A 19,882-nucleotide genomic window follows, 5' to 3' on the forward strand; every position below is an offset into this window, starting at 1 on the left:
AGTTAGTGAGTGCCGTAGAAGGCGTTCTGAACAATTTCACGCACGCCCTCAACATCAAGCTTGCGGGGGTTGTTATTGATAAGTCGTGCTGACAGCATTGATTGTTCGGCAACCCAGTCCAACTTATCCTCGGGCAGGTTCAAGCCCGCCAAGGTGCCAGGTATTCCGATACGGGCGCACAGATCACGAGTGCGCTCGATCGTTTCCAGAACGATTTGCTCTGAGGTGCCATGTGTGACACCGATTGCGTCCCCCATCGCCAGCAGTTCATGAAGGCATGCGGGCGCGTTATATGCCATGACATAGGGAAGAAGCGTCGCGACACCCAGGCCATGCGCAGTGTGCGTGAGCGCTCCCACCGGATACTGAATCGCGTGTGCCGCCGCCGTCCCCGCCCCCCCAAAGGCCATCCCTGCCGAAACGGCCCCATACATCAGCATGCTGCGTGCGTTGACGTCCGAGCCGTCCTCGATTGCGCGAGGAAGATGTTTGAAAATCGCTCGAATCGCCACCAGCGCATGCTGGTCGCTGAACAGGTTCTTGCCGACGAACACTCGCTGCTGGGACAACTCCGGCGTGCGCGGGTGACTGATCGCGGTTAAGGCTTCGATAGCGTGTGTCAATGCGTCTGCGCCTGACAAGGCCGTCAAGCCTGGCGGGCAGGTCAAAGTGAGTTCTGCGTCGCAGACGGCGGTATGCGGGATCAGATAAGGACTGGACACTCCGACTTTCAGGTCGCGTGCATGATCGGCCAGTACCGCCACGGGAGTGACTTCGGAGCCTGTGCCCGAGGTTGTAGGAACGGCGACCACAGGAATGACAGGACCTGGGACCTTGAACTCCCCGTAAAAGCGATCCATCGGCCCACCATGGGTGAGCAGCAAGCTGACCAACTTGGCCATGTCCATGCAGCTTCCCCCGCCGATACCAGCAATCACGTCGGGATTGAAGCCTTCACAGAACTTGACGCACTCCTCGATACTTGAAAGCGGCAATTCCGCTTGCGTCCCATCAAATACCAGGCAATCCAGCCCCTTCGACTTCAGATCCGCGAGAATTTCATCCATCTCAGTGGATGCCGCGAAGCGTTGATCGGTGCAGACAAGAACACGTGTTCCGATACGCCCAATAATCTGCCCAAGCGCGTGGCGCTGGCCGTTTCCGAAGATGATCGCATTGGGCGACCGCATTACTCCGAAGATTTCATCCATCTGTGTCACCCTGTTAGTCAATGTAGAAGCGAAGAGCCGAGCTCATTTCCTGCGGGATCAGCCAGATCTCGTATCCGCTGCCAGACCTCTGGAGCAATGAGAACTCCGTTTTTGAGGCTCGCATCCCTCTGGAGCAACGCGCGATCTCCCGGCACCACTACCGGCCGCTCTGCAACAGCCGGTACAGATGTCCGAAGCATATTCAGGTAGTCCGTAACCGATTGCGTCATTGCATCCGACTCCGGCTCGATGACGATGAACACGTCGCCCTTGTTGCACAGCTTCGTTGAGTCAAGGGTGCCTGCCACATCGCGCCCCAAAGCAGATGCGGTGAGTGCCCCGACCAATATTTCGAAGGCAAGCCCCAGCGCATAACCTTTTGCACCACCGAACGGAGCGATCGCCCCGTCCTTGGCGGCAGCGGCATCGATGGTTGGATCGCCCTTGGCATCAAGGGCCCAACCAGGCTGGAGAGCCTGCCCTCTGTTGGCGTAGTCATGCACCTGGCCCATCGATATGAGGCTGGTTGCCATGTCGAGAACGAAAGGATCAGGGGTGGCAGGAACGCCAATGGCCACTGGATTGGTACCGATCATGGCCTGACGGCCACCCCAGGGATGCACCAGTGCCTCACTGGTGGTAAGTGCAATCAGCACTTGCCCGTCTCGGGCAACACGCTCCGCGTAGAGCGCTAGCATGCCCAGATGATTGTTGTTGCTGATCGCTGCAGCCGCCAGGCCGGCAGTCTTTGCGCGAACTGAAATCTTTTCCAGCGCGGCCCAGGCTACAACCGGCCCCAACCCTTGCTGCCCATCAACCTGCAACAACGCATCCCCACGCCAGCGCGACGTCCCTTCCGTCACAGGATTTGCTATGCCGTTGCGGATTCGTTCGATCACACGCGGCAGCCTCAACAGGCCGTGTGATGCACGACCGCGAAGCTCAGCTTCCAGCAAGAGATCCATTTGCATCCTTGCTCCGGCGTCAGGTACTCCGGCCTTCTTCAGGGCCGCAATTCCCACCTGCAAGGCTAGGTCGCTCTCGACTCTGATCTTTTCACTCATAATTCCAGTCCATTCTTTCCAACCTGCATCGCTCTTCACTTGCGGGCGATCTCCCATCCTGGTGAGTTCGCTCGCATTACCTCGCTCCATGCTTATGCATGGAGCGATATGGTTTGCCTACTTTCCGGTCAGAGCGTATTCGGCTGCAATGGGTGAATCAGTCGGCTTGGCCACAACGGCGTTGAATTCAGCACTCATCGGGATATTGAGATTCACGCCCTTGGGTGGAATTGGGGCCTGGAACCATTTCGCATAAATGCGATTGATTTCCCCTGAGCGATACACGTTGGAAATCGCCGCGTCGACTACCTTTTTGAATGCGGGATCATTGAGCGGCTCGATGATCCCGAGCGGCTCGACAGAGAGTGCCTCCGAGCTCAGAACATAATCTCCCGGGCTCTTCGATGTCGCGGCGAGAGATGCCAGGATAATGTCGTCATTGATGATGGCTTGCGCCCGATCTGTCTCAAACATCAGGAATGCTTCAGCGTGGTCACGCGCAGTGAGAATCGTGATCCCAAGCTTTCGCTCGCCATTGAGCGTCGCCAATTGTTTGATGTTCGAGGTGCCGGAGGAAGCCACCACAACCTTGCCCTTCAAATCGTCGAGTTTGCGATAGCTCGATGATTTCTTTGCCATGATCCGGCTTGACGTGACAAAAATGGTCGGAGCGAAAGTGACGACCTTTTGTCGTTCCTCGTTGTTGGTCGCGGAATCGCAATTCAGGTCGATGGTGCCGTTGGCGATTAGCGGAATGCGGGTAACTGCGGTGACCGGCAGCATCTTGATATCCAGCTTGGACAGTCCAAGCTCTCGCTGCACCGCAGTGGCGGCTTTCAAACACAGGTCGACCGCATAACCGATATAGGCCTGGTTTTCAGTCAGATAGGAGAAAGGAATCGAGGAATCACGCACTCCCAAGGTGATTAGCCCGGTTTCCTTGATCTTCTTCAGCCGTCCCGTCAGATCCTGTCCATGAGCGCTGCCAACAATTACGCCGAGGAGAAGCGTTGCCAGTGCAAGTTTTCCGCGTTTGAGTTGTTTCATCAGAGTGCCTTATCCATTCCCGAGTTGAAAGGTGGTACCGCTCTTATTTGTCCAGCACAAGGTGTCCCCGCCTTACCCCATTGAGATTCCTCACAGCTTCAGAACGAGCAAAGTAGAAGCGCAAGCCTTGGTTGAGAGAACCCTGGAGTTTTTATGCAGAAGGCGCCGCAACATCAGGCGCAGGCAAATGATAGCCAACGCACTGGCTCTTGTATGATACAGTTGCGCATAACTGTTCAGAACTGTGTCAATAGATGACTACTACAGATATTGCAGTCTCTCTCACGAGAAATTCCAGCATTCCGCTTTCCCAGCAGCTCTCTTCCGAGATCGAGCAATTGATCGACCGCGGTGTACTGCGAGGAGGCACCAAGCTCCCGTCGGTTCGGGTGCTGGCCGAGGCGCACAGCACCAGTACGCATACTGTGGTCGAGGCCTATTCACACCTGGTCGCCCGTGGCGTCGTGCTATCGCGGCGCGGATCAGGCTTCTTTGTCGCAGAGAATCCGACTAAATCCTCGGTGTCCGAAGTCGCAAAATTGAGGGAGTCGCTTGACCCAAAGAAGTTGGGACAAGAATTAATGTCTGATGCGCCGACATCGTCGGTCCGCCTCGGAGGTGGGCCGGTCGGTTCCGATTGGGTCGACTATATCGAGCTGGAGTCTGCGGTTCGGAAAATCTCGCGCGGACTTCTTCCAAGGTTCGGAGCCCTGGGCACGACGCAAGGTTATGCCCCTCTCCGGGAAATGCTGGCAAGACAGCTTTCGCAACGCGGTATCAAGGCTGCCACGAGCAATTTGCTGCTGACCAATGGCGCGACACAAGCGATTGACTTGCTAATCCGACTCTTGGTCAAGCCCGGTCAAACCGTGCTCATAGATGATCCAGGCTACTTCCAGACTGTATGGGCGCTCAAGGTAAGAGGAGCGCATATTGTTGGCGTCCCCAGGAATCTGGACGGACCGGACGTTGCCGCGTTCGAGAAGATTTGCACAGAACTAAAGCCGAGCATCTTCTTTACGCAGAGTGCGCTACAGAACCCCACCGGCTCCATGCTGTCCTTATCGGTTGCGCACGACCTGTTGCGCGCAGCCGAGAAGCATGGCGTAACTATCGTAGAAGATGATGTCTCGGCAGATCTGGCGCCGGAGAATTCGCCAAGATTGGCCATGCTCGACCAGTTGAATCGCGTTATCTATTTGGGAAGCTTTTCAAAAACACTGACTCCCAGCCTCCGAGTCGGCTATTTGGCCACCAAGCGGACTGACTTCCTTGAGGAGCTCGTGACACTGAAATTAATCAGTTGCTACGCGAGTTGTGAGCCTAACGAGGCCATTGTTCATTCCTTGTTGGCCGATGGCCACTATGCGCGACACGTCAGGCGGCTTGATCGCCGCCTGCAGGAAAGAGCCTCCACCGCAATAGCGCGCCTTGAGCAAGATGGCTTTCGAATTGATCAACCGTATATCGGTGGCACATTCGTATGGATGAAGCAGGTAGACATTCCGGATGCCATGGCTCTGACCAACCAGGCATCGCGAATGGGGATGCTGTTAGCACCGGGTTGCGCATTCCGTCCGAATCTTGAACTCAGCCCCTACCTTCGCTTCTCACTTCCGCTTTGCACCGACTCAGCGCTAGACATGCTCTCAAAGGCGGTATCTGCGACCAAAAAAGAGTTACGCCGAGGTTAGAGCAGCATGCAGCGGCTCTCCCAAAGCCCCGAATCGAACAGTTTGTGCATACTCAATCTTTTTAGCTCTAGCCCCAGCGCTTGCAATATCAGAAACAAAACGGTGACTGTTGATTTGCGTCGAGAATTGACCCACGTTTAGAACACAATTCTGCTTATGAGCATAAGTAGGAGATCGAAGTGATCGACGTGGCATTACTAGGAATTATTCGACGCTGGCACCTTCGTGACCAGATCCCATTGCGAGAGATCGCCAGACGTTTAGGCATCTCACGCAACACCGTCAGGCGAGATATTCACGCTGAAGCCATCGAGCCAGCCTATGCAGATAGGCGTCCCCGGAGCGCCCTAGATAAATACACACTAAAACTCTCAGCGTGGTTAAAGACTGAGGCGGTCAAATCACGCAAGCAGCGGCGTACCTTAAAGCAGCTTCACTTAGAGCTGCGATCCTTGGGTTATGAGGGGTCGTACGATCGGCTCGCTGCCTTCGCGAGACGCTGGAAGGTGGATCAATTGGAGAGGGTCAATTCCGCGAGCAAATCAACAATTTATACGCAGTCTCGGCCAGAAGCCGACCTTCGAACAAATAAATCAGCCCGCTTATGCAGGCTGATTTATTTGGGGCATTCCGATTGTCCGCGCAGGTGAGCTAGAAGTGTTCTCGTCTCCGAACTGGGTGTCCGTGATCAATGAAGTGCGCAATGTGGCCGATGCGGATCAAATTTGCGAGCGTTGACAGAATTTCGACGAAGTCGGACGCCATGGGAATCCATGTCTCCCCATTACGCTGGAAGGCACTTGGCGGCGGCTTGATAGCCCGCTTAACGGCGCGCTGTATCCGAGACACACCAATATTTCAATTGAAACATTGAAGGAATGAGCTGAAACCCTGGTGTAACGCGGCTGGATCAAGATACACACATACCGAACCTGATGTTCGGCCCAACTCAAGGAGAACACCATGCGTACCTACATCACTTCCGCTGTCATCGTCGCCGGCCTGTTTGCAAGCACGGGCGCCTACGCCGCAGAGATCGTCATGCCGCAGGGCATCGATTGGGCTATGTGGAGCGAATGGCTGCGTGAAGCCGCCGGTTCCTTGCCAGGCTGATTTCCGAATAACAAACTGAAGGGTGAAGCCATGCGTATCTATACCGTATATCTTTTGGTGATTGTTGGGCTTCTGGCCGTATCGGGTACCCAAGCGGAAGCTGTGATATCGCCGCCGAATGAGTACGCCATGGACCACTTTCATAACGTCATTGCAATGAGGTTTTCATAAATAATCCTGAGCTTCCGATCGGATCACATCATGCCTTTCTCTCGCCTTGCCTTGCTAATGGTCTTCGGCCTACTCATTTCATCCGGTGCTCAAGCAGCAAATTCAATGCTGGATTCCGAAGTGCTGTTTTCATTCACAAGTAACTTGTCCAGTTCTTTAACCCGGTATTGGTGGCAAGCCTACTTTTAATAGCCAAGATCGGCGCCTCTCGCTAGCCGCTGACAAGGATGCCGGATCGCTTTGCGCTTCAAGCGCAGCCGTCCCAGGATTATTTGTACCGACAAGGGCAAAGAATTCTGCGGTCGGGCCATGTTGCGCCGGGTGCAGCATCGAGACATGCAGCAAGAGACCCGCGCCATTTCAGGAAATTTCAGGAAACGTCGTCCGCAGCCGATACTGGCGTTGCCGATAATTGCCCTCGAGGCCGCTGAAGCTGCAATCGACGTCGCTGAACAGGCGGCTGACGCGGTTCAGGGTGGAACGCTGCTCCTCGGTCTCGATGGAGATCAGACGCCGCTTGCTGCGCGCGTAGTGCTCGCAAATGTCGACCACCAGACAATGGCCGTAGTCGGCATTCTTCACATCGATCAACAGCGCTTCCGGCTTGCTCAGACCGAAGCTTGCGGCCAGTTCAATCCGCGCGCTGAGAAATGGGCTTGCGTTCCTCAGCTTTTCGCTCAGGCGCATCAGGGTGTCTCCGGCCCAGGTATTGAGGCTTGATTGTGCAGAAAACGCTTCCAGCGCGGTCTTCGCGTCTTGATGGTTTTGCGCCGCCGCCTTTTGCCACCAGTAGATTGCTTTGACATCGTGCAGCGGATCGTCGCGGCGGTTGCGCCAGTAGGTCTGTGCGAACTCGTATTGCGCATCCACCAGCCCGAGGCCGGCGGCCTTTTCCAGGTAGCGCAGAGCGACATCCAGATTCCGTTGCGAATAGATGGAACGTGAATGGATTCTGGCCAGCGCGTGCCATGCGGCAGCCGAGCCGCCTTCGCCAGCGAGGGTGAGCCAGTGCAACGCCTTCTTGAAATTGGCCAGGCCATGCTCCATGAACACCCGATTGCCGCCGCGGTCGATCTTTGCGCAGAGCAGGCCGAGCTCAAGCTGCGCCTCGATGTTTCCGGCCAGCGCGGCCAACTCCAGAATACGGCTGATCTCGATGGGATCAGGCTGCCGATGCGGGTCCATTTGCGAATGCATCTGCGGATACGTTTGCTGCAGACGCCATTGCGCAAATCGCAGCAATAAGGCCGACTCCTCGGCAGACAGGAATACGCCGCCGGTGACCTCCACCTCTTTTTCCAGCTGGGCCACCACCACGGCATTTCGCTTGAACAGCTTGTCGACCAGGACAGCGGCGCCGCGGGCAAAAGCGGCGTAGTCCGATTTTTTCCAGGCCTTGTCCAGCAGCGCATATTGCGCCTGCTCAATGCCTGCGTGTGCCGCCTTGGTGATCAATCGATCTTCAAGCGTGAGCACGGCATCCGCCGACGGCGCCTTCGCGCTGTGCCCTTTCCCGTCATCGTCGCCGACGCGAACCTCATCCTTGCTGTGCCGCTGTATCTGCTGCGCGAGCAACCACTGCGCCTGATGATCGTCCTGGCTGGCGAGCACGGACAAGGCGCCGATGGCTCTGGCCTGGCTGCTGCTGTCGAACTGCTCTGCATTGTCCAGCACCAGACGGGCGAAGGTCAGGCCTGCGTGCGTGATGCCGGCATCGAAGGCCTTTTCGTACCAGACTGCGGATTCACGCGGCGGCGATAGTTCCTTCACCTGATCATAGGAGATGTTCTTTCCTATCGTCATCCAGGCATCATCAACGCCTTGTTGCGCTGCCCGTTTCAACCAATAGAATGCAGTGCCGTTGCTTCGCGGCAGACCGGTTCCGCCGCACAGGTATCGGTTTCCCAACGCCAGTTGTGCCATGGATGATCCTGCGCGTGCGGCTTTGATCACAGCCATTTCTTCTCTTGTTGCCATTGTGTTTTCTGGTTGCTTGCGTAAGTGAAGTGGAACTTGAAGTCGGCCGCCGTATGAACAGAGGCGCGGGCCCGGGCATGAAAATCTGCCGGCACGCACGCCGTCATGACGAGCAATGACTTCGCGAAAATCAAGGCAAAAGGAGTCCCTTCCGGCGCAAGCAATTGCGTCGGTTATCAGACTGCCTCGGGGGGGGATGGCTCGACTATGAAGTCGGCGTGGGCACCTTCTCAGAGCCGGCTGCCCAGTGACTTAAACGAGCACGTGTACTGGCGCCGACGGATGAATGATTCAGGCTTGGCTGAATTGCGAACGGACGGGGAAAATGGATGTTCATCACTGGCAGAGACTTGCGAATATCCATGGCGATGCATGGCCGCTGTGATACTTAAAATCTATACAAGCGCGGCTGGAATCGAACATCGTCATCATAAATAAATCGACATCTTTAACGCGATATGGCGAGGCTTGATTGTAGTTGAGCTCGGCCTGCTTATTAGACGCGTATTGCTCAATGGACTATTGCGGGAGCAGCAATGATTTCGTATTTTCTCGCGAGAAAAAAATGAAGAAGGGCACTGCATGAAAATCATGCAGTGCCCTTCTTTCAAGTTCTGTCTGCTGTCGCCGAAACGACGGGAGATGAATTAGAACTTGTGACGGATACCAACTGCTACAGCAGCCTGGTTGCCATCGGTGCCGGTGCTGTCGGCGATACCGGTGTTGACGATATCGGTAGCACGGATGTACGACGCGAACGCATACAGATCGGTACGCTTGGACAGCGAGTAGTCGGTACCGAAGTTGTACGCGGTCAGCTTGCCCTTGCCCGACACGCCGTCGAACTGAGCGCGTGTGTGTTGCACAGCGGCCAGCAGCTTCAGCGATGGGCTCAGAGCATAGGCAGTACCGATTTCATAGATATCGGCCTTCTTCGAACGCGCCAGAGTGCGGTTGGTCAGTGTGGTCAGCGAACCGACGCTGGACGCAGTCAGGTTGGCCTGAGTGTTCAGGTCTTGCTGAACGCGCGACCAGTTGCCGTACACACGTGCCGGGCCAAACTGGTACGAAGCCAGCAGATTCCAGCCCTTGAACGCGGTGCTGCCCTGGTTTGCGGCCAGAGTATTCGGTGTCACGGTGGTTGTCGACGAAGGAATCAGGCTGACATCGGATGGTGTGCTGCCGTTAGCCTTCGACTGGTAGTAGCTCACGCCCAGACCCAGTGGGCCGTTTTCGTACTTCAGGCCACCACCGAAAGATTGACCGGCGGAGGTTTGACCAGCTTGCTCGCCGAAACCGTACAGCAGGTTACCGGTGAAGCCGCTGATGTTAGTCGTGGTGTACGAAATCGAGTTGTTGGTGCGCGTACCTTCCAGACGATCCAGGTTGTGACCGACGTTGCCGGTCCAGCCGCCGAATTCGTTAACCGAGCTCAAAGAAGACAGCGTGTCGGCGAAGTCGGTTTGACGACCCAGCAATACAGTACCGAAGCCACCTGCCAGACCCACCACCGACTTGCGGCGGAACAGGTTGCTGCCGGTAGTCGCGTCGGAACCTTGCAGACCGCCGGTGTCGTTGGAGAAGCCGGTTTCCAGGTTGAACACGGCGCTCAGACCGCCGCCCAGATTTTCAACGCCCTTGAAACCGATGCGCGAACCCTGGATAACGCCGGAGTTGATGCCAAACTTGCTGCCTGTGCCGCCGTTGGTGGTGGCGACCTTGCTTTGATATACAACGCCGGTATCAACGATACCGTAGATGGTGACGGAGCTTTGCGCTTGAGCAGCGCCTGCGAATGCGCCCAGAACAGCGAGTGCCAGCAAAGATTTTTTCATTTGAAATCCTTCTATAAAAATAGTCTTGAGGATCCGTACTTCAGTCGGATGCACAGACATTAAAGCTTCTGCTGCCGCGTGACTTCACCTTGGTTTATAGAAGCAATTTTTTAGATCAGATCAAAAAAATAAAATGGCATCTGTTGTATTTTTTTCTCGCGGCAATTCTCATGCGACGGCAATCCGCGCTGTTTCTCGCTATCGCTGCGCTGCCAGGATTTCACACACGCTTTTCATGTTGGAAGAATCTGGTCAGATTAAGCATGCGAGAAACCTTTGAGATAAATCACACAAGGATTTATCTGAAATTCTTTTTGAAACATCACAGCACTAAATCTCGGGGAGAATGTCGTCATTCCGGTAAATTTATTCTTGCCCGCCAATCTCCGGACGACCGCAAGAATCTATTTTTTCACGCACTCGCATTTGCTGTTCGCCTCATCACCCGCACATTTCCGTCATCGAAGAAATGACAAAGGCCACCGTCAAGGTGGCCTTCATTTTTATCGCCGGCTCGGAAGTATTTGCATCTCCCGCCAGCACTGATTCAATAACAAGAGCGCGTCAGATCTCATCCAGAAAGCGATGCATCACATAGGCATCCACCAGTCCGAGCTGCTTGTGCGCGAAGACCTTGGGCAGTGTGCCGACGATGGCGAATCCCAGCTTCTGCCACAACGCGACCGCAGCAGTATTGGTGCTGACCACGAAGTTGAATTGCATGGCCAGGAAACCGGCCTTCTTTGCCTCGCTCAGGCAATGCTGCCCCAGCATGCGCCCCAGCCCCTTGCCGCTGCCGCCGGAGTGCACCATGAACGATGCATTGGCGACGTGCCGGCCGAGATCGCGCTGGTTGGCAACGATCTTGTACATGCCCAGGATGCGTCCTTCTTCTTCCGCAACATAGGACGAAACGCCGGGCCCGAACCAATAGGCAAAGGCATCCGCATGACTGGCGTCAGCCGCGAACACATACGTGCTTTCAGTCGCGACCACTTCCTGAAAGATGGGCCACATGGCCGGAAAATCTGATTCAACCGCCGGGCGGATATTCATGTCGATGCTCTTGTCTGCAAAGTGCGGATTCTACCCGAATGAGTGCAGCAGACCGATTGCCGGAGCAACTGGGCGTCGCTCTCAAAACCTCACGCTCCGCGCGCAAGTGACGGAAAATCCCGAGGAATGGCGCCGAAGCGCTCAGGCCTGCGGCATCGTCATCGTCAAGCGGCAAGCTGAACGCCGACGGCTCTGCGCGGGCAACGTCATGCAGGCTCACGATAGGCGCGGCTGGAAATGGCAACCGAATTGCCATCGGGATCTTTGACATTGGCAAACGCGTAGCCCTTGGCCTGGTGCGTGCTGCCGAAGATCAGGCCCTGCCGCGCGCATTGCTGCTTGAAACCATCCACATCGCGCACGCTGAACATCAGCTTGACGCCGACCTGCCCCAGCTTCACGGTCTTGGCTGCCTGATGAATGAGGATGGCGGCGCCGGAGGCGGGCGATGTGAGTTCGATCAGCCCCTCTGTCATTTCGCCCGTCGTCTGGAAGTCGAAGTGCTTGCGATAGAACTCCGCTGTCACTGAAGGATTTCTTGCATAGATGAGGATGGTATTGAGCACTGCCGACATGAGGCGCCTGAATGTGTGGTGACGGGAGCGTAACTCTATCAAGGAAGTCTATTTTTTTCAGCGAAAAATGCGCCGCGGATGGCTGCGCAGAATTGCCGGCTTTGCGCCACATTCATGGTGAACGCGGCGAGAGTGCTCCACCGCGCCTCATTCAATTCACGGACAGATGCTTCAACACCGTCTCCTTGGTCGGAATCGGTTCGATGGCGCCGTAGCCGGTAGTGGACAGCCCTGCAGCCACATTGGCGTAACGCACCGCGTCGTCGATGCTGTCGCCGGCCACCAGACGCGAGATCAAGGATCCGTCGAAGCAGTCGCCGGCGCCGGTGGCGTCGATCGCGCTGACCTTCGTCGGCGGCACGTGGCGTGCACCGGCGACGCCCTTTTGCCAGATCCAGGCGCCATCGGCCCCGCATTTCAACACCACCTGCTGCGCGCCGTGATGTTCGCACCAGGCCAGCACGTCGTCGCGCGTGGAGACGCCGGCGATGATCTGGGCTTCATCCAGACCGGGCAGGAAGATATCGGTGCTGGCGATGGTCTGCTCGATGATGGCGCGCGCTCGCGTCAGCGGCCACAGGTTCAGGCGCAGATTCGGGTCGTAACAGATGCGCGCGCCGGCCTGGCGGGCGATGTCGATCGCGGCAAACACGGCATCGCAGGCATTGGCGCTGATGGCCTGACTGATGCCGGAAACGTGCAGGTAGCGGCATTGCGTCAGCAGAGTCTGCGGCAGCCGCTTGGGATGCATGCGGCTGGCGGCGGAGCCCGCGCGCATGTAATGAAAATGATGCCCGGCTTCGTCATGACTGACGAAATACATGCCGGTATGCGCCTCGGCATCAATCTCCACGCCCTGCATGGCTACGCCTTCGCGGCCCCACAGGGCTTGCAGCATGCGGCCGAAGCGATCATCGCCGATCCGCGTGCAGTAAGCCACACGAGCGCCCTGACGTGCCGCGGCAATCGCGAAGTTCGAGGTGTCGCCGCCAAAACCCTGGCGATATTGGCCGGCACTGGTTTCATTGAACTCGATCATCGGCTCGCCGATGGCGATGATGTCGAAAGCTTTATCGTTGTTCATGGTATCTCGCGAGGATGCTGGAATGGTAGAAGGCCGCCGGCTTAAATCAGGCCGCTGTTGCGCATGGCCGCTTTCACGCCGTGCTGACGGATCAGCGACAGATCGCGGATCAGCGCATCGCGCACGCTGGCATTGCCCGCCAAGTCTTCGCCGAACACCGCACTCAGCGCGAGCAGCGCTTGTACGCGCGCGGCGCTGTCTTCAGCGGACGTGGCAGCAGCCTGCAAGACGCCCGCCAAAGGATCTGAAACCGGATAGCTGCGGCCTGCCTCATCTTGCCCCGCCAGATACTGGAACCAGCCAGCCAGCGCAAACAGCAAATGCCGGCAATCGGCGTCGGCAGCCAGACGATTGCGCAAAGTGCCCAGCAGGCGCTGCGGAATTTTCTGAGAGCCGTCCATGGCGATCTGCTGCAGGCGATGCTTGAGGGCAGGATTGCGAAAGCGCTGCATCAGTTCGGCGCGGTAGGCGGGCAACCCGGGGCGCTCCAGCGTAGGTTCGACTTCTTGCGCCAGCATGGCGGCGACGAAGCCCGACAAATCGGCATCCTGCATGGCCTGATCCACAGTCTCGTAAGCCATCAGCGCCCCCAGATACGCCAGCGTCGAATGGCTGCCATTAAGCATGCGCAGCTTGGCATGTTCGTAAGGCGCGGCATCAGCAACGATGGTGGCGCCGGCGTCCTCCCAGCGCGGGCGCGGGCCGCAGAAGCGATCTTCGATCACCCATTGCGTGAAGCGTTCGGTCATCACCGGCCAGGCGTCGTGCAGACCCAGTTGTTGCTCGACATGGCGGATGTCGACTTCCGTGGTCTTCGGCACGATGCGGTCGACCATGGAGTTGGGAAAGCTCACCTGTTCGGAAATCCAGGCGGCCAGTCCGGCGTCGATTTGCGCAGCAAACGCCAGCACCATGCCGCGTGTGGTGTCGCCGTTGGCAGGCAGGTTGTCGCAAGACACCACGGTGAACGGCGCCGTGCCGCCGGCACGGCGTTGCGCCAGCGCACGCACGATGAAACCGATGGCGGTCTTGGGATCCGCCTGTTGCAGATCGTGCTGAATGTCGGGGTGATCCAGCAGCAGCGCGCGGCTGGCCGGATCGTAGCAATAACCTTTTTCGGTCACGGTCAGGCTGACGATATGGCAGCGCGCATCGCTCATCGCGGCGAGCACCGCTTGCGGATTTTCCGGCGCGACCAGTGCGGCTAACAGGGTGCCGACCACCATCAACTGCTCACCCTGGCTATCGCGCACCGCGACGCTGTAGAGATAATCCTGCGGCGCCAGCGCATCGTGGGTATCGGCCTGACGCAGCGAAACACCGACGATGCCCCAGCGCAGGTCGCCGGCGGCGACGGCGGCTTCCGTGTACAGCGCCTGGTGCGCGCGATGAAAGGCGCCCAGCCCGAGGTGCACGATACCCGGCGCCAGTTTGCTACGGTCGTAGGCCGGCAGTTTGAGGCGTGATGCGGTGGAATGATTTGCGCTTGCGGCGAGGGTCGCCAATTGTGCTTGATTGATTCGCATGGGCTGGATGGACTTGATTGGCTTGTCGGCTTGCGTTAAGCCGACGCCCACCCGGCATGCGGTGGAACGAGGGCATGGGATTGGAGGAGGCGCGATTGCATTTGCATGCAGGCGCCAGGCTGCTCAGGATTCGGAAGACTCCGGGAAGTCGGGAGATTGCGGGACGACGGAATCCTTCAGACTCCAGCCGCGTGAAAATTCACGGGTGACGCGATCCAGATGGGCGCGCATGGCGCGTCGTGCGCCGGCCGAGTCGCGGGTAGCGATGGCTTCCAGAATGCGGCGATGGTCTGCCAGCGTGGCATGACGCAACTCGTCGGTGTGAAAGTGCTCGTCCATCTTGCTCCACAGACGTCCGCGCTGATTCCACATGCATTCCACCACTTCCACATACGCCGTGTTGCCGGTCGCGCGCGCTACCGCCAGATGGAAGGTGCGATCGGCCTCTTCATTGCGCTTGCGGTCGCTGTAGAAGCGCTCCATGTCGTTGACGGCGGTGAGAATGGCATCAATCGCGCTATCGGTCGCCATACGCGCGGCAACGGCGGCGATTTCACTCTCGATCAGCTTGCGCGCCGAGAGAATCTCGAACGGCCCCGAACCCGAGCCGGCCTCATTGACCGAGGGCGCAATGTGCAGTTTCTCGTTGACGTAGACCCCGGAACCCAGCCGCACCTCGACGATACCGCTCAGTTCCAGCGCGATCATTGCCTCGCGTACCAGCGCACGGCCCACATCCAGCCGCAAGGCCAGCTCGCGCTCGGACGGCAGGCGTCCGCCGGCGGGGATTTTCTCATCGCGGATGATTTCTTCGATGCGTTTGGCGACGACGCGGTAAGCGCGCGTTTCCTGGGCGTTCGGATCATCTTCGCTGACGGCTTTGGCGGCTTGAAGTGGCGGATTCATGGTGGCTCCTGCAATTGGGAAGCATCATAGCACACAAGATAAATTGGTTGACCACTTATGATTGGTCAACCAATTTACTCAATCAGGTCTAGCCAATTACGTTTTTGGGTGCGATACTGGCGCGACCAATTGGCAAGCAGGCCAATCATCCGACCATGAGGAAACCGTGAAGATCACCGATGCAAAAGTCATTATCTGTTCACCTGGACGCAACTTTGTCACGCTGAAGATTTATACGGATGAAGGCCTGACCGGCATCGGCGACGCCACCCTGAATGGCCGCGAACTGGCAGTAGCGTCCTACCTGACCGACCACGTCATTCCCTGCCTGATCGGGCGCGACCCGCATCAGATCGAAGATATCTGGCAATACCTTTATCGCGGCGCCTACTGGCGCCGCGGCCCGGTGACCATGAGTGCCATCGCCGGCGTCGATACCGCGCTGTGGGACATCAAGGCCAAAGCCGCCAATATGCCGCTGTATCAATTGCTGGGCGGCCGCAGCCGCAGCGGCATCATGGTCTACGGCCACGCCAATGGTCGCGATATCGAGGAAGCCACCGACGAAGCGCTGCGCTATTCGGAAATGGGCTTCAAGGCGATCCGCGCTCAGGCCGGCGTACCCGGTCTGAAAAAGGTGTACGGCGTATCGAGCGGCGCGCAGATGGCCAGCGGCGCCAAATTCTACGAACCGGCCGACTCATCCCTGCCGTCGGAACACGACTGGTCGACCGAGCGGTATCTGGATCATGCCCCGCGCCTGTTTGAAAAACTGCGCGAAACGCTGGGCTGGGATCACCATCTGCTGCACGACGTTCACCATCGCCTGACGCCTATCGAAGCCGCACGCCTGGGCAAGTCGCTGGAACCTTGCCGCCTGTTCTGGATGGAAGACCCGACGCCGGCCGAAAATCAGGAGGCCTTCCGTCTGATCCGCCAGCACACCGTGACACCGATCGCGGTGGGCGAAGTCTTCAACAGCATCTGGGACTGCAAGGACCTGATCCAGAACCAATACATCGATTACATCCGCGCCACCGTGGTGCATGCCGGCGGCATCACACACCTGCGCCGCATCGCCGATCTGGCAGCGATCTATCAGGTGCGCACCGGCAGCCATGGCGCCACCGATCTGTCGCCGGTGTGCATGGGCGCAGCGCTGCACTTCGATACCTGGGTGCCCAACTTCGGCATTCAGGAATACATGCATCACACCGACGAGACCGATGCCGTCTTCCCGCACGATTACAGCTTCAGGGACGGCTTCCTGTACGCCGGCGAGAAGCCCGGCCACGGTGTTGATATCGACGAGAAACTGGCAGAAAAATATCCCTACCGCCGCGCCTACCTGCCGGTGAATCGCCTGGCCCATGACGGTACGCTGACCAACTGGTGACAGGGATGCAGAGCGATCGGAAACAAGCTTAAAACCCGGCCGCATGCATGGCATCAACAGCATGTACGGCATGACAGATCACATACAGGAGACAATTAAAATGAGCATTTCCCGCAGACAGTTCAACCGCATTGCACTGGGCGCCGCTTCGGCCGCCCTGTTCTCCCTGGCCAGCGCGCCGGTTCACGCGGCCGACAAGCAATACAAGTTCAAATACGGCACCGCCTTCCCGAATGATCATCCGGGCGCCGTGCGCATCAAGGAAGCGGCTGATGCCATCCGCAAGGAATCCAACGGCCGCATCGATATCCAGGTGTTCGCACAGAGCACGCTCGGCAGCGAGCCGGACATGATCTTCCAGGTGCGCTCCGGCGCAATCCAGTTCATGTCCACCGCCGGCACCAACCTGCAGTCGATGGTGCCGGTGGCCGGCATCAACGGCGTCGCCTTTGCCTTCAAGGACTACAAGCAAGTGTGGGCGGCGATGGATGGCGAACTCGGCGCCTACGTGCACAAGCAGCTGGAAAAAATCAACGTCTACACCTTCGACAAGGTGCTCGACAACGGCTATCGCAACATCACCACGGCGACCAAGCCGATCAACACGCCGGCCGATCTGGCCAACTTCAAGATCCGCGTGCCGGGCATTCCGCTGTGGATCGCCATGTTCAAGGATCTGGGCGCAGCGCCGACCTCGATCAACTTCGGCGAGCTGTATTCCGCCTTGCAGACCAAGATCGTGGACGGCCAGGAAAATCCGCTGCCGCTGATCCAGAGCGCCAAGTTGTATGAAACGCAGAAGTATGTGTCGATGACCGGCCATACCTGGGACGGCCACTACATCTTCACCAGCACCAAGTTCTGGAACAGCCTGCCCAAGGATGTGCAAGAGATCATCTCGCGCAACTTCAACGCCGCCGCCGTCAAGGAGCGCGCTGACATCGCCGAACTCAACACCCATCTGGAAGCAGAGCTGAAGAAGCAGGGCATGGTCTTCAACTATCCCGACAAGCAACCCTTCATCGATGCGCTGAAGAAGGCCGGCTTCTATACCAATACCAAGGCCAAGTACGGCGCCGAAGCCTGGACCATCCTCGAAAAGTATTCCGGCCCGCTGTAATGCAGGCCTCCTGCGCGCGGCCTCCGGTACTGCGCGCAGGAGCAACAGAACAACCGGGAGCTTGACTGCGCGGCACGCCTTGCGGGCATACCACCCGCTCGCCGCGGAGAACGGAAACAGTACGCGTACGGCATGAACAATAAAAAAGATGCCGCCGTCACGTCGTGCAGTGGAGAGAAAAATGCATACATTAGAAGCAACCCCGGTGCCGCAGGCATCGACCTCGCCGATGGCGGTGTTCGGAAAACTGCTACAGAAGTTTTCCGAGATCTGCGCCGCCGTACTGGTGCTGATCGAGATCGGCGTACTGATCGCAGGCACCACCGCGCGCTACTTCTTCGGACATCCGCTGACCTGGACCGACGAACTGGCCTCCATGCTGTTTCTGTGGCTGGCCATGTTCGGTTCCGTCATTGCTTTGCGGCACGGTTCGCACATGCGCCTGACCACCTTCATCAACAAGATGCCGCCGGCTGTGCGCGGCTGGGTCGAGGTATTCGGCATGGTGCTGGCGGCGACCTTCCTGATCTTCATCCTGATGCCTTCGTATGAACAGTTCGAAGAAAGCCTGATCGTCACCACTCCCACGCTGGAAATCAATGAAGGTTTCCGGGTCGGCGCGATCCTGGTCGGCGTGGTGCTGATGCTGCTCACCGCACTGGAGCGCATGTTCACCGTCGCTACCCTCAGGCAACTGGCCGGCACCATCGGCCTGGTCGTCGTGATCGGCACCGGACTGTGGCTGAACGCCGATCATTTCGCCGAACTCGGCAACGTCAACCTGATCATCTTCTTCGTCACCATCGTGCTCGGCTGCGTGGTGCTGGGCGTGCCGATCGCCTTCGCCTTCGGCCTTGCCACGCTGTCCTATCTCGCCTTCGCCACGGATACGCCACTGTCGATTCTGCCTAACCGCATGAACGAAGGCATGTCGCCGCTGATCCTGCTCGCGGTGCCGCTGTTCGTCTTCCTCGGCTCGCTGATCGAAATGGTGGGACTGGCGCGCGCCATGATCGGTTTTCTGGTGGCGCTGATCGGCCACGTGCGCGGCGGTCTGCAGTATGTGCTGCTGGGCGCGATGTATCTGGTGTCGGGCATTTCCGGCGCCAAGGTGGCCGATATGGCGGCGGTGGCGCCGGCCCTGTTCCCCGAGATGAAAAAGCGCGGCACCAGCGACGGCGATCTGATCGGCCTGCTGTCGGCCTCCGGCGCGATGTCGGAAACCATTCCCCCCAGCCTGGTGCTGATCGCCATCGGTTCGGTCACCGGGGTGTCGATTGCTTCGCTGTTCGTGGGCGGCCTGTTCCCCGCCATCGTCGGCATGCTGTGCATGTGCGTGGTGGTGTACTTCCAGACCAAGAATGAAAAGATGGACGGCGTCGAACGCGCACCGGGCCGCCTGGTGTGGAAAGCATTCTTCGTGGCGCTGCCGGCCATCGCGCTACCGTTCGTGATCCGCACCGCAGTGGTCGAAGGTGTTGCCACTGCGACGGAAGTGTCCACCATCGGTATCGTCTACACCATCATCGTCGGCCCGCTGGTGTATCGCCAGTTCGACCTCAGGCGCATCTATCCGATGCTGATCGAAACCGCCTCTTTGTCGGGCGCCATCCTGCTCATCATCGGTTGCGCCACCGGCATGTCGTGGGCGTTGACGCAATCGGGTTTCTCGCATCAGCTGGTTGAGGCGATGAGCACGGTGCCGGGCGGCAAGCTGGGCTTCCTCGCCATTTCGGCGCTGGCCTTCATCGTGCTCGGCAGCGTGCTGGAAGGCATCCCGGCGATTGTGCTGTTCGGTCCGCTGATGTTCCCGATCGCACGCGTCATGGGCATCAATGAAGTGCACTACGCCATGATCGCCATCTTCTCGATGGGCCTGGGCTTGTTCGCGCCGCCGTTCGGCGTCGGCTTCTATGCCGCCTGCGCAGTCGGCCGTGTGGCGCCGGACAAGGCCATCGGCCACGTCTGGCCGCATATTGCCGCACTCTTCTTTGCTTTGATCCTGCTGATCCTGTTCCCCTGGATCTCGATCGGTTTCCTGTAATCGCCTGCCGCCGGCGCGTCTCTCAAGAGCGCCGGCTTTTTCTTGCCAGCCGGAGTCACCACC

General features: G+C 58.1%; 15 protein-coding genes and 1 pseudogene. 6 read left to right on the forward strand and 10 right to left on the reverse strand.

The window, feature by feature from the left end; genetic code table 11:
- Window positions 1–2 precede the first annotated feature (2 nt).
- From PQR62_RS09420 to PQR62_RS09430, 3 genes are all read right to left on the reverse strand, one after another.
- Window positions 3–1,211 (reverse strand): iron-containing alcohol dehydrogenase, encoded by a 1,209-nt coding sequence (locus tag PQR62_RS09420; protein WP_408157179.1) that lies wholly within the window; start codon window positions 1,209–1,211, stop codon window positions 3–5.
- 17 nt (window positions 1,212–1,228) lie between these two features.
- The gene (locus PQR62_RS09425) at window positions 1,229–2,275 is read right to left on the reverse strand and encodes an Ldh family oxidoreductase (RefSeq protein ID WP_408157181.1); all 1,047 of its coding nucleotides are present in this window, start codon (window positions 2,273–2,275) and stop codon (window positions 1,229–1,231) included.
- Window positions 2,276–2,392: 117 nt separating this feature from the next.
- Window positions 2,393–3,322 (reverse strand): amino acid ABC transporter substrate-binding protein, encoded by a 930-nt coding sequence (locus tag PQR62_RS09430; protein WP_408157183.1) that lies wholly within the window; start codon window positions 3,320–3,322, stop codon window positions 2,393–2,395.
- A 254-nt stretch (window positions 3,323–3,576) separates the two neighbouring features.
- On the opposite strand from PQR62_RS09430, the gene PQR62_RS09435 reads away from it, so the two are divergent.
- From PQR62_RS09435 to PQR62_RS09445, 3 genes and pseudogenes are all read left to right on the forward strand, one after another.
- On the forward strand, window positions 3,577–5,016 hold the full coding sequence (locus PQR62_RS09435) for an aminotransferase-like domain-containing protein (protein ID WP_408157185.1): 1,440 nt from the start codon (window positions 3,577–3,579) through the stop codon (window positions 5,014–5,016).
- 179 nt (window positions 5,017–5,195) lie between these two features.
- A pseudogene (locus tag PQR62_RS09440) lies at window positions 5,196–5,564 on the forward strand (HTH domain-containing protein); the annotation flags it as partial.
- A gap of 415 nt (window positions 5,565–5,979) precedes the next feature.
- Window positions 5,980–6,129 carry a hypothetical protein gene (locus PQR62_RS09445; RefSeq protein ID WP_408157187.1) on the forward strand — a complete coding sequence of 50 codons (150 nt, stop codon included), beginning with the start codon at window positions 5,980–5,982 and terminating at the stop codon, window positions 6,127–6,129.
- A gap of 531 nt (window positions 6,130–6,660) precedes the next feature.
- On the opposite strand, the gene PQR62_RS09450 is transcribed toward PQR62_RS09445, so the two are convergent.
- The 7 genes from PQR62_RS09450 to PQR62_RS09480 all read right to left on the reverse strand — a co-directional run bounded on the left by PQR62_RS09450 (window position 6,661) and on the right by PQR62_RS09480 (window position 15,259).
- Entirely contained in the window at window positions 6,661–8,277 is a 1,617-nt protein-coding gene (locus PQR62_RS09450) for a tetratricopeptide repeat protein (protein ID WP_408157877.1), read from the reverse strand.
- A 647-nt stretch (window positions 8,278–8,924) separates the two neighbouring features.
- Window positions 8,925–10,112, reverse strand: coding sequence for a porin (locus tag PQR62_RS09455; protein ID WP_408157189.1), 1,188 nt, complete (start codon window positions 10,110–10,112; stop codon window positions 8,925–8,927).
- 564 nt (window positions 10,113–10,676) lie between these two features.
- On the reverse strand, window positions 10,677–11,168 hold the full coding sequence (locus PQR62_RS09460) for a GNAT family N-acetyltransferase (protein WP_408157191.1): 492 nt from the start codon (window positions 11,166–11,168) through the stop codon (window positions 10,677–10,679).
- 206 nt (window positions 11,169–11,374) lie between these two features.
- On the reverse strand, window positions 11,375–11,743 hold the full coding sequence (locus tag PQR62_RS09465; protein WP_408157193.1) for a VOC family protein: 369 nt from the start codon (window positions 11,741–11,743) through the stop codon (window positions 11,375–11,377).
- Between the two features lie 151 nt (window positions 11,744–11,894).
- A complete protein-coding gene (locus PQR62_RS09470) occupies window positions 11,895–12,827 on the reverse strand; it encodes a sugar kinase (RefSeq protein WP_408157195.1) in 933 nt (310 codons plus the stop codon).
- Between the two features lie 41 nt (window positions 12,828–12,868).
- Complete coding sequence (locus PQR62_RS09475) at window positions 12,869–14,353, reverse strand: mannitol dehydrogenase family protein (RefSeq protein WP_408157197.1); 1,485 nt, start codon at window positions 14,351–14,353, stop codon at window positions 12,869–12,871.
- A gap of 123 nt (window positions 14,354–14,476) precedes the next feature.
- Window positions 14,477–15,259: a FadR/GntR family transcriptional regulator gene (locus PQR62_RS09480; protein WP_408157199.1), complete on the reverse strand. Its 783-nt coding sequence runs from the start codon at window positions 15,257–15,259 to the stop codon at window positions 14,477–14,479.
- Window positions 15,260–15,425: 166 nt separating this feature from the next.
- Here PQR62_RS09480 and manD point away from each other — a divergent pair, with 166 nt between their 5' ends.
- From manD to PQR62_RS09495, 3 genes are all read left to right on the forward strand, one after another.
- Window positions 15,426–16,655 carry a D-mannonate dehydratase ManD gene (manD, locus tag PQR62_RS09485; RefSeq protein ID WP_408157201.1) on the forward strand — a complete coding sequence of 410 codons (1,230 nt, stop codon included), beginning with the start codon at window positions 15,426–15,428 and terminating at the stop codon, window positions 16,653–16,655.
- Between the two features lie 100 nt (window positions 16,656–16,755).
- A complete protein-coding gene (locus PQR62_RS09490; RefSeq protein WP_408157203.1) occupies window positions 16,756–17,775 on the forward strand; it encodes a TRAP transporter substrate-binding protein in 1,020 nt (339 codons plus the stop codon).
- Between the two features lie 181 nt (window positions 17,776–17,956).
- Entirely contained in the window at window positions 17,957–19,819 is a 1,863-nt protein-coding gene (locus PQR62_RS09495; RefSeq protein WP_408157205.1) for a TRAP transporter large permease, read from the forward strand.
- The last annotated feature ends 63 nt before the right edge of the window (window positions 19,820–19,882 follow it).

The organism is Herbaspirillum lusitanum, from assembly GCF_046025995.1.
Lineage (GTDB): Bacteria > Pseudomonadota > Gammaproteobacteria > Burkholderiales > Burkholderiaceae_D > Herbaspirillum > Herbaspirillum lusitanum_A.

Excerpts from the sequence above, each read along its gene's own strand:
- PQR62_RS09420 (WP_408157179.1), bottom strand. The coding sequence starts at position 1,211 with ATGGATGAAATCTTCGGAGTAATGCGGTCGCCCAATGCGATCATCTTC.
- PQR62_RS09475 (WP_408157197.1), bottom strand. The coding sequence starts at position 14,353 with ATGCGAATCAATCAAGCACAATTGGCGACCCTCGCCGCAAGCGCAAAT.
- PQR62_RS09430 (WP_408157183.1), bottom strand. The coding sequence starts at position 3,322 with ATGAAACAACTCAAACGCGGAAAACTTGCACTGGCAACGCTTCTCCTC.
- PQR62_RS09445 (WP_408157187.1), top strand. The coding sequence starts at position 5,980 with ATGCGTACCTACATCACTTCCGCTGTCATCGTCGCCGGCCTGTTTGCA.
- PQR62_RS09455 (WP_408157189.1), bottom strand. The coding sequence starts at position 10,112 with ATGAAAAAATCTTTGCTGGCACTCGCTGTTCTGGGCGCATTCGCAGGC.
- PQR62_RS09480 (WP_408157199.1), bottom strand. The coding sequence starts at position 15,259 with ATGAATCCGCCACTTCAAGCCGCCAAAGCCGTCAGCGAAGATGATCCG.
- PQR62_RS09495 (WP_408157205.1), top strand. The coding sequence starts at position 17,957 with ATGCATACATTAGAAGCAACCCCGGTGCCGCAGGCATCGACCTCGCCG.
- PQR62_RS09460 (WP_408157191.1), bottom strand. The coding sequence starts at position 11,168 with ATGAATATCCGCCCGGCGGTTGAATCAGATTTTCCGGCCATGTGGCCC.
- PQR62_RS09490 (WP_408157203.1), top strand. The coding sequence starts at position 16,756 with ATGAGCATTTCCCGCAGACAGTTCAACCGCATTGCACTGGGCGCCGCT.
- PQR62_RS09470 (WP_408157195.1), bottom strand. The coding sequence starts at position 12,827 with ATGAACAACGATAAAGCTTTCGACATCATCGCCATCGGCGAGCCGATG.
- PQR62_RS09435 (WP_408157185.1), top strand. The coding sequence starts at position 3,577 with ATGACTACTACAGATATTGCAGTCTCTCTCACGAGAAATTCCAGCATT.
- PQR62_RS09450 (WP_408157877.1), bottom strand. The coding sequence starts at position 8,277 with ATGGCAACAAGAGAAGAAATGGCTGTGATCAAAGCCGCACGCGCAGGA.
- PQR62_RS09465 (WP_408157193.1), bottom strand. The coding sequence starts at position 11,743 with ATGTCGGCAGTGCTCAATACCATCCTCATCTATGCAAGAAATCCTTCA.
- PQR62_RS09425 (WP_408157181.1), bottom strand. The coding sequence starts at position 2,275 with ATGAGTGAAAAGATCAGAGTCGAGAGCGACCTAGCCTTGCAGGTGGGA.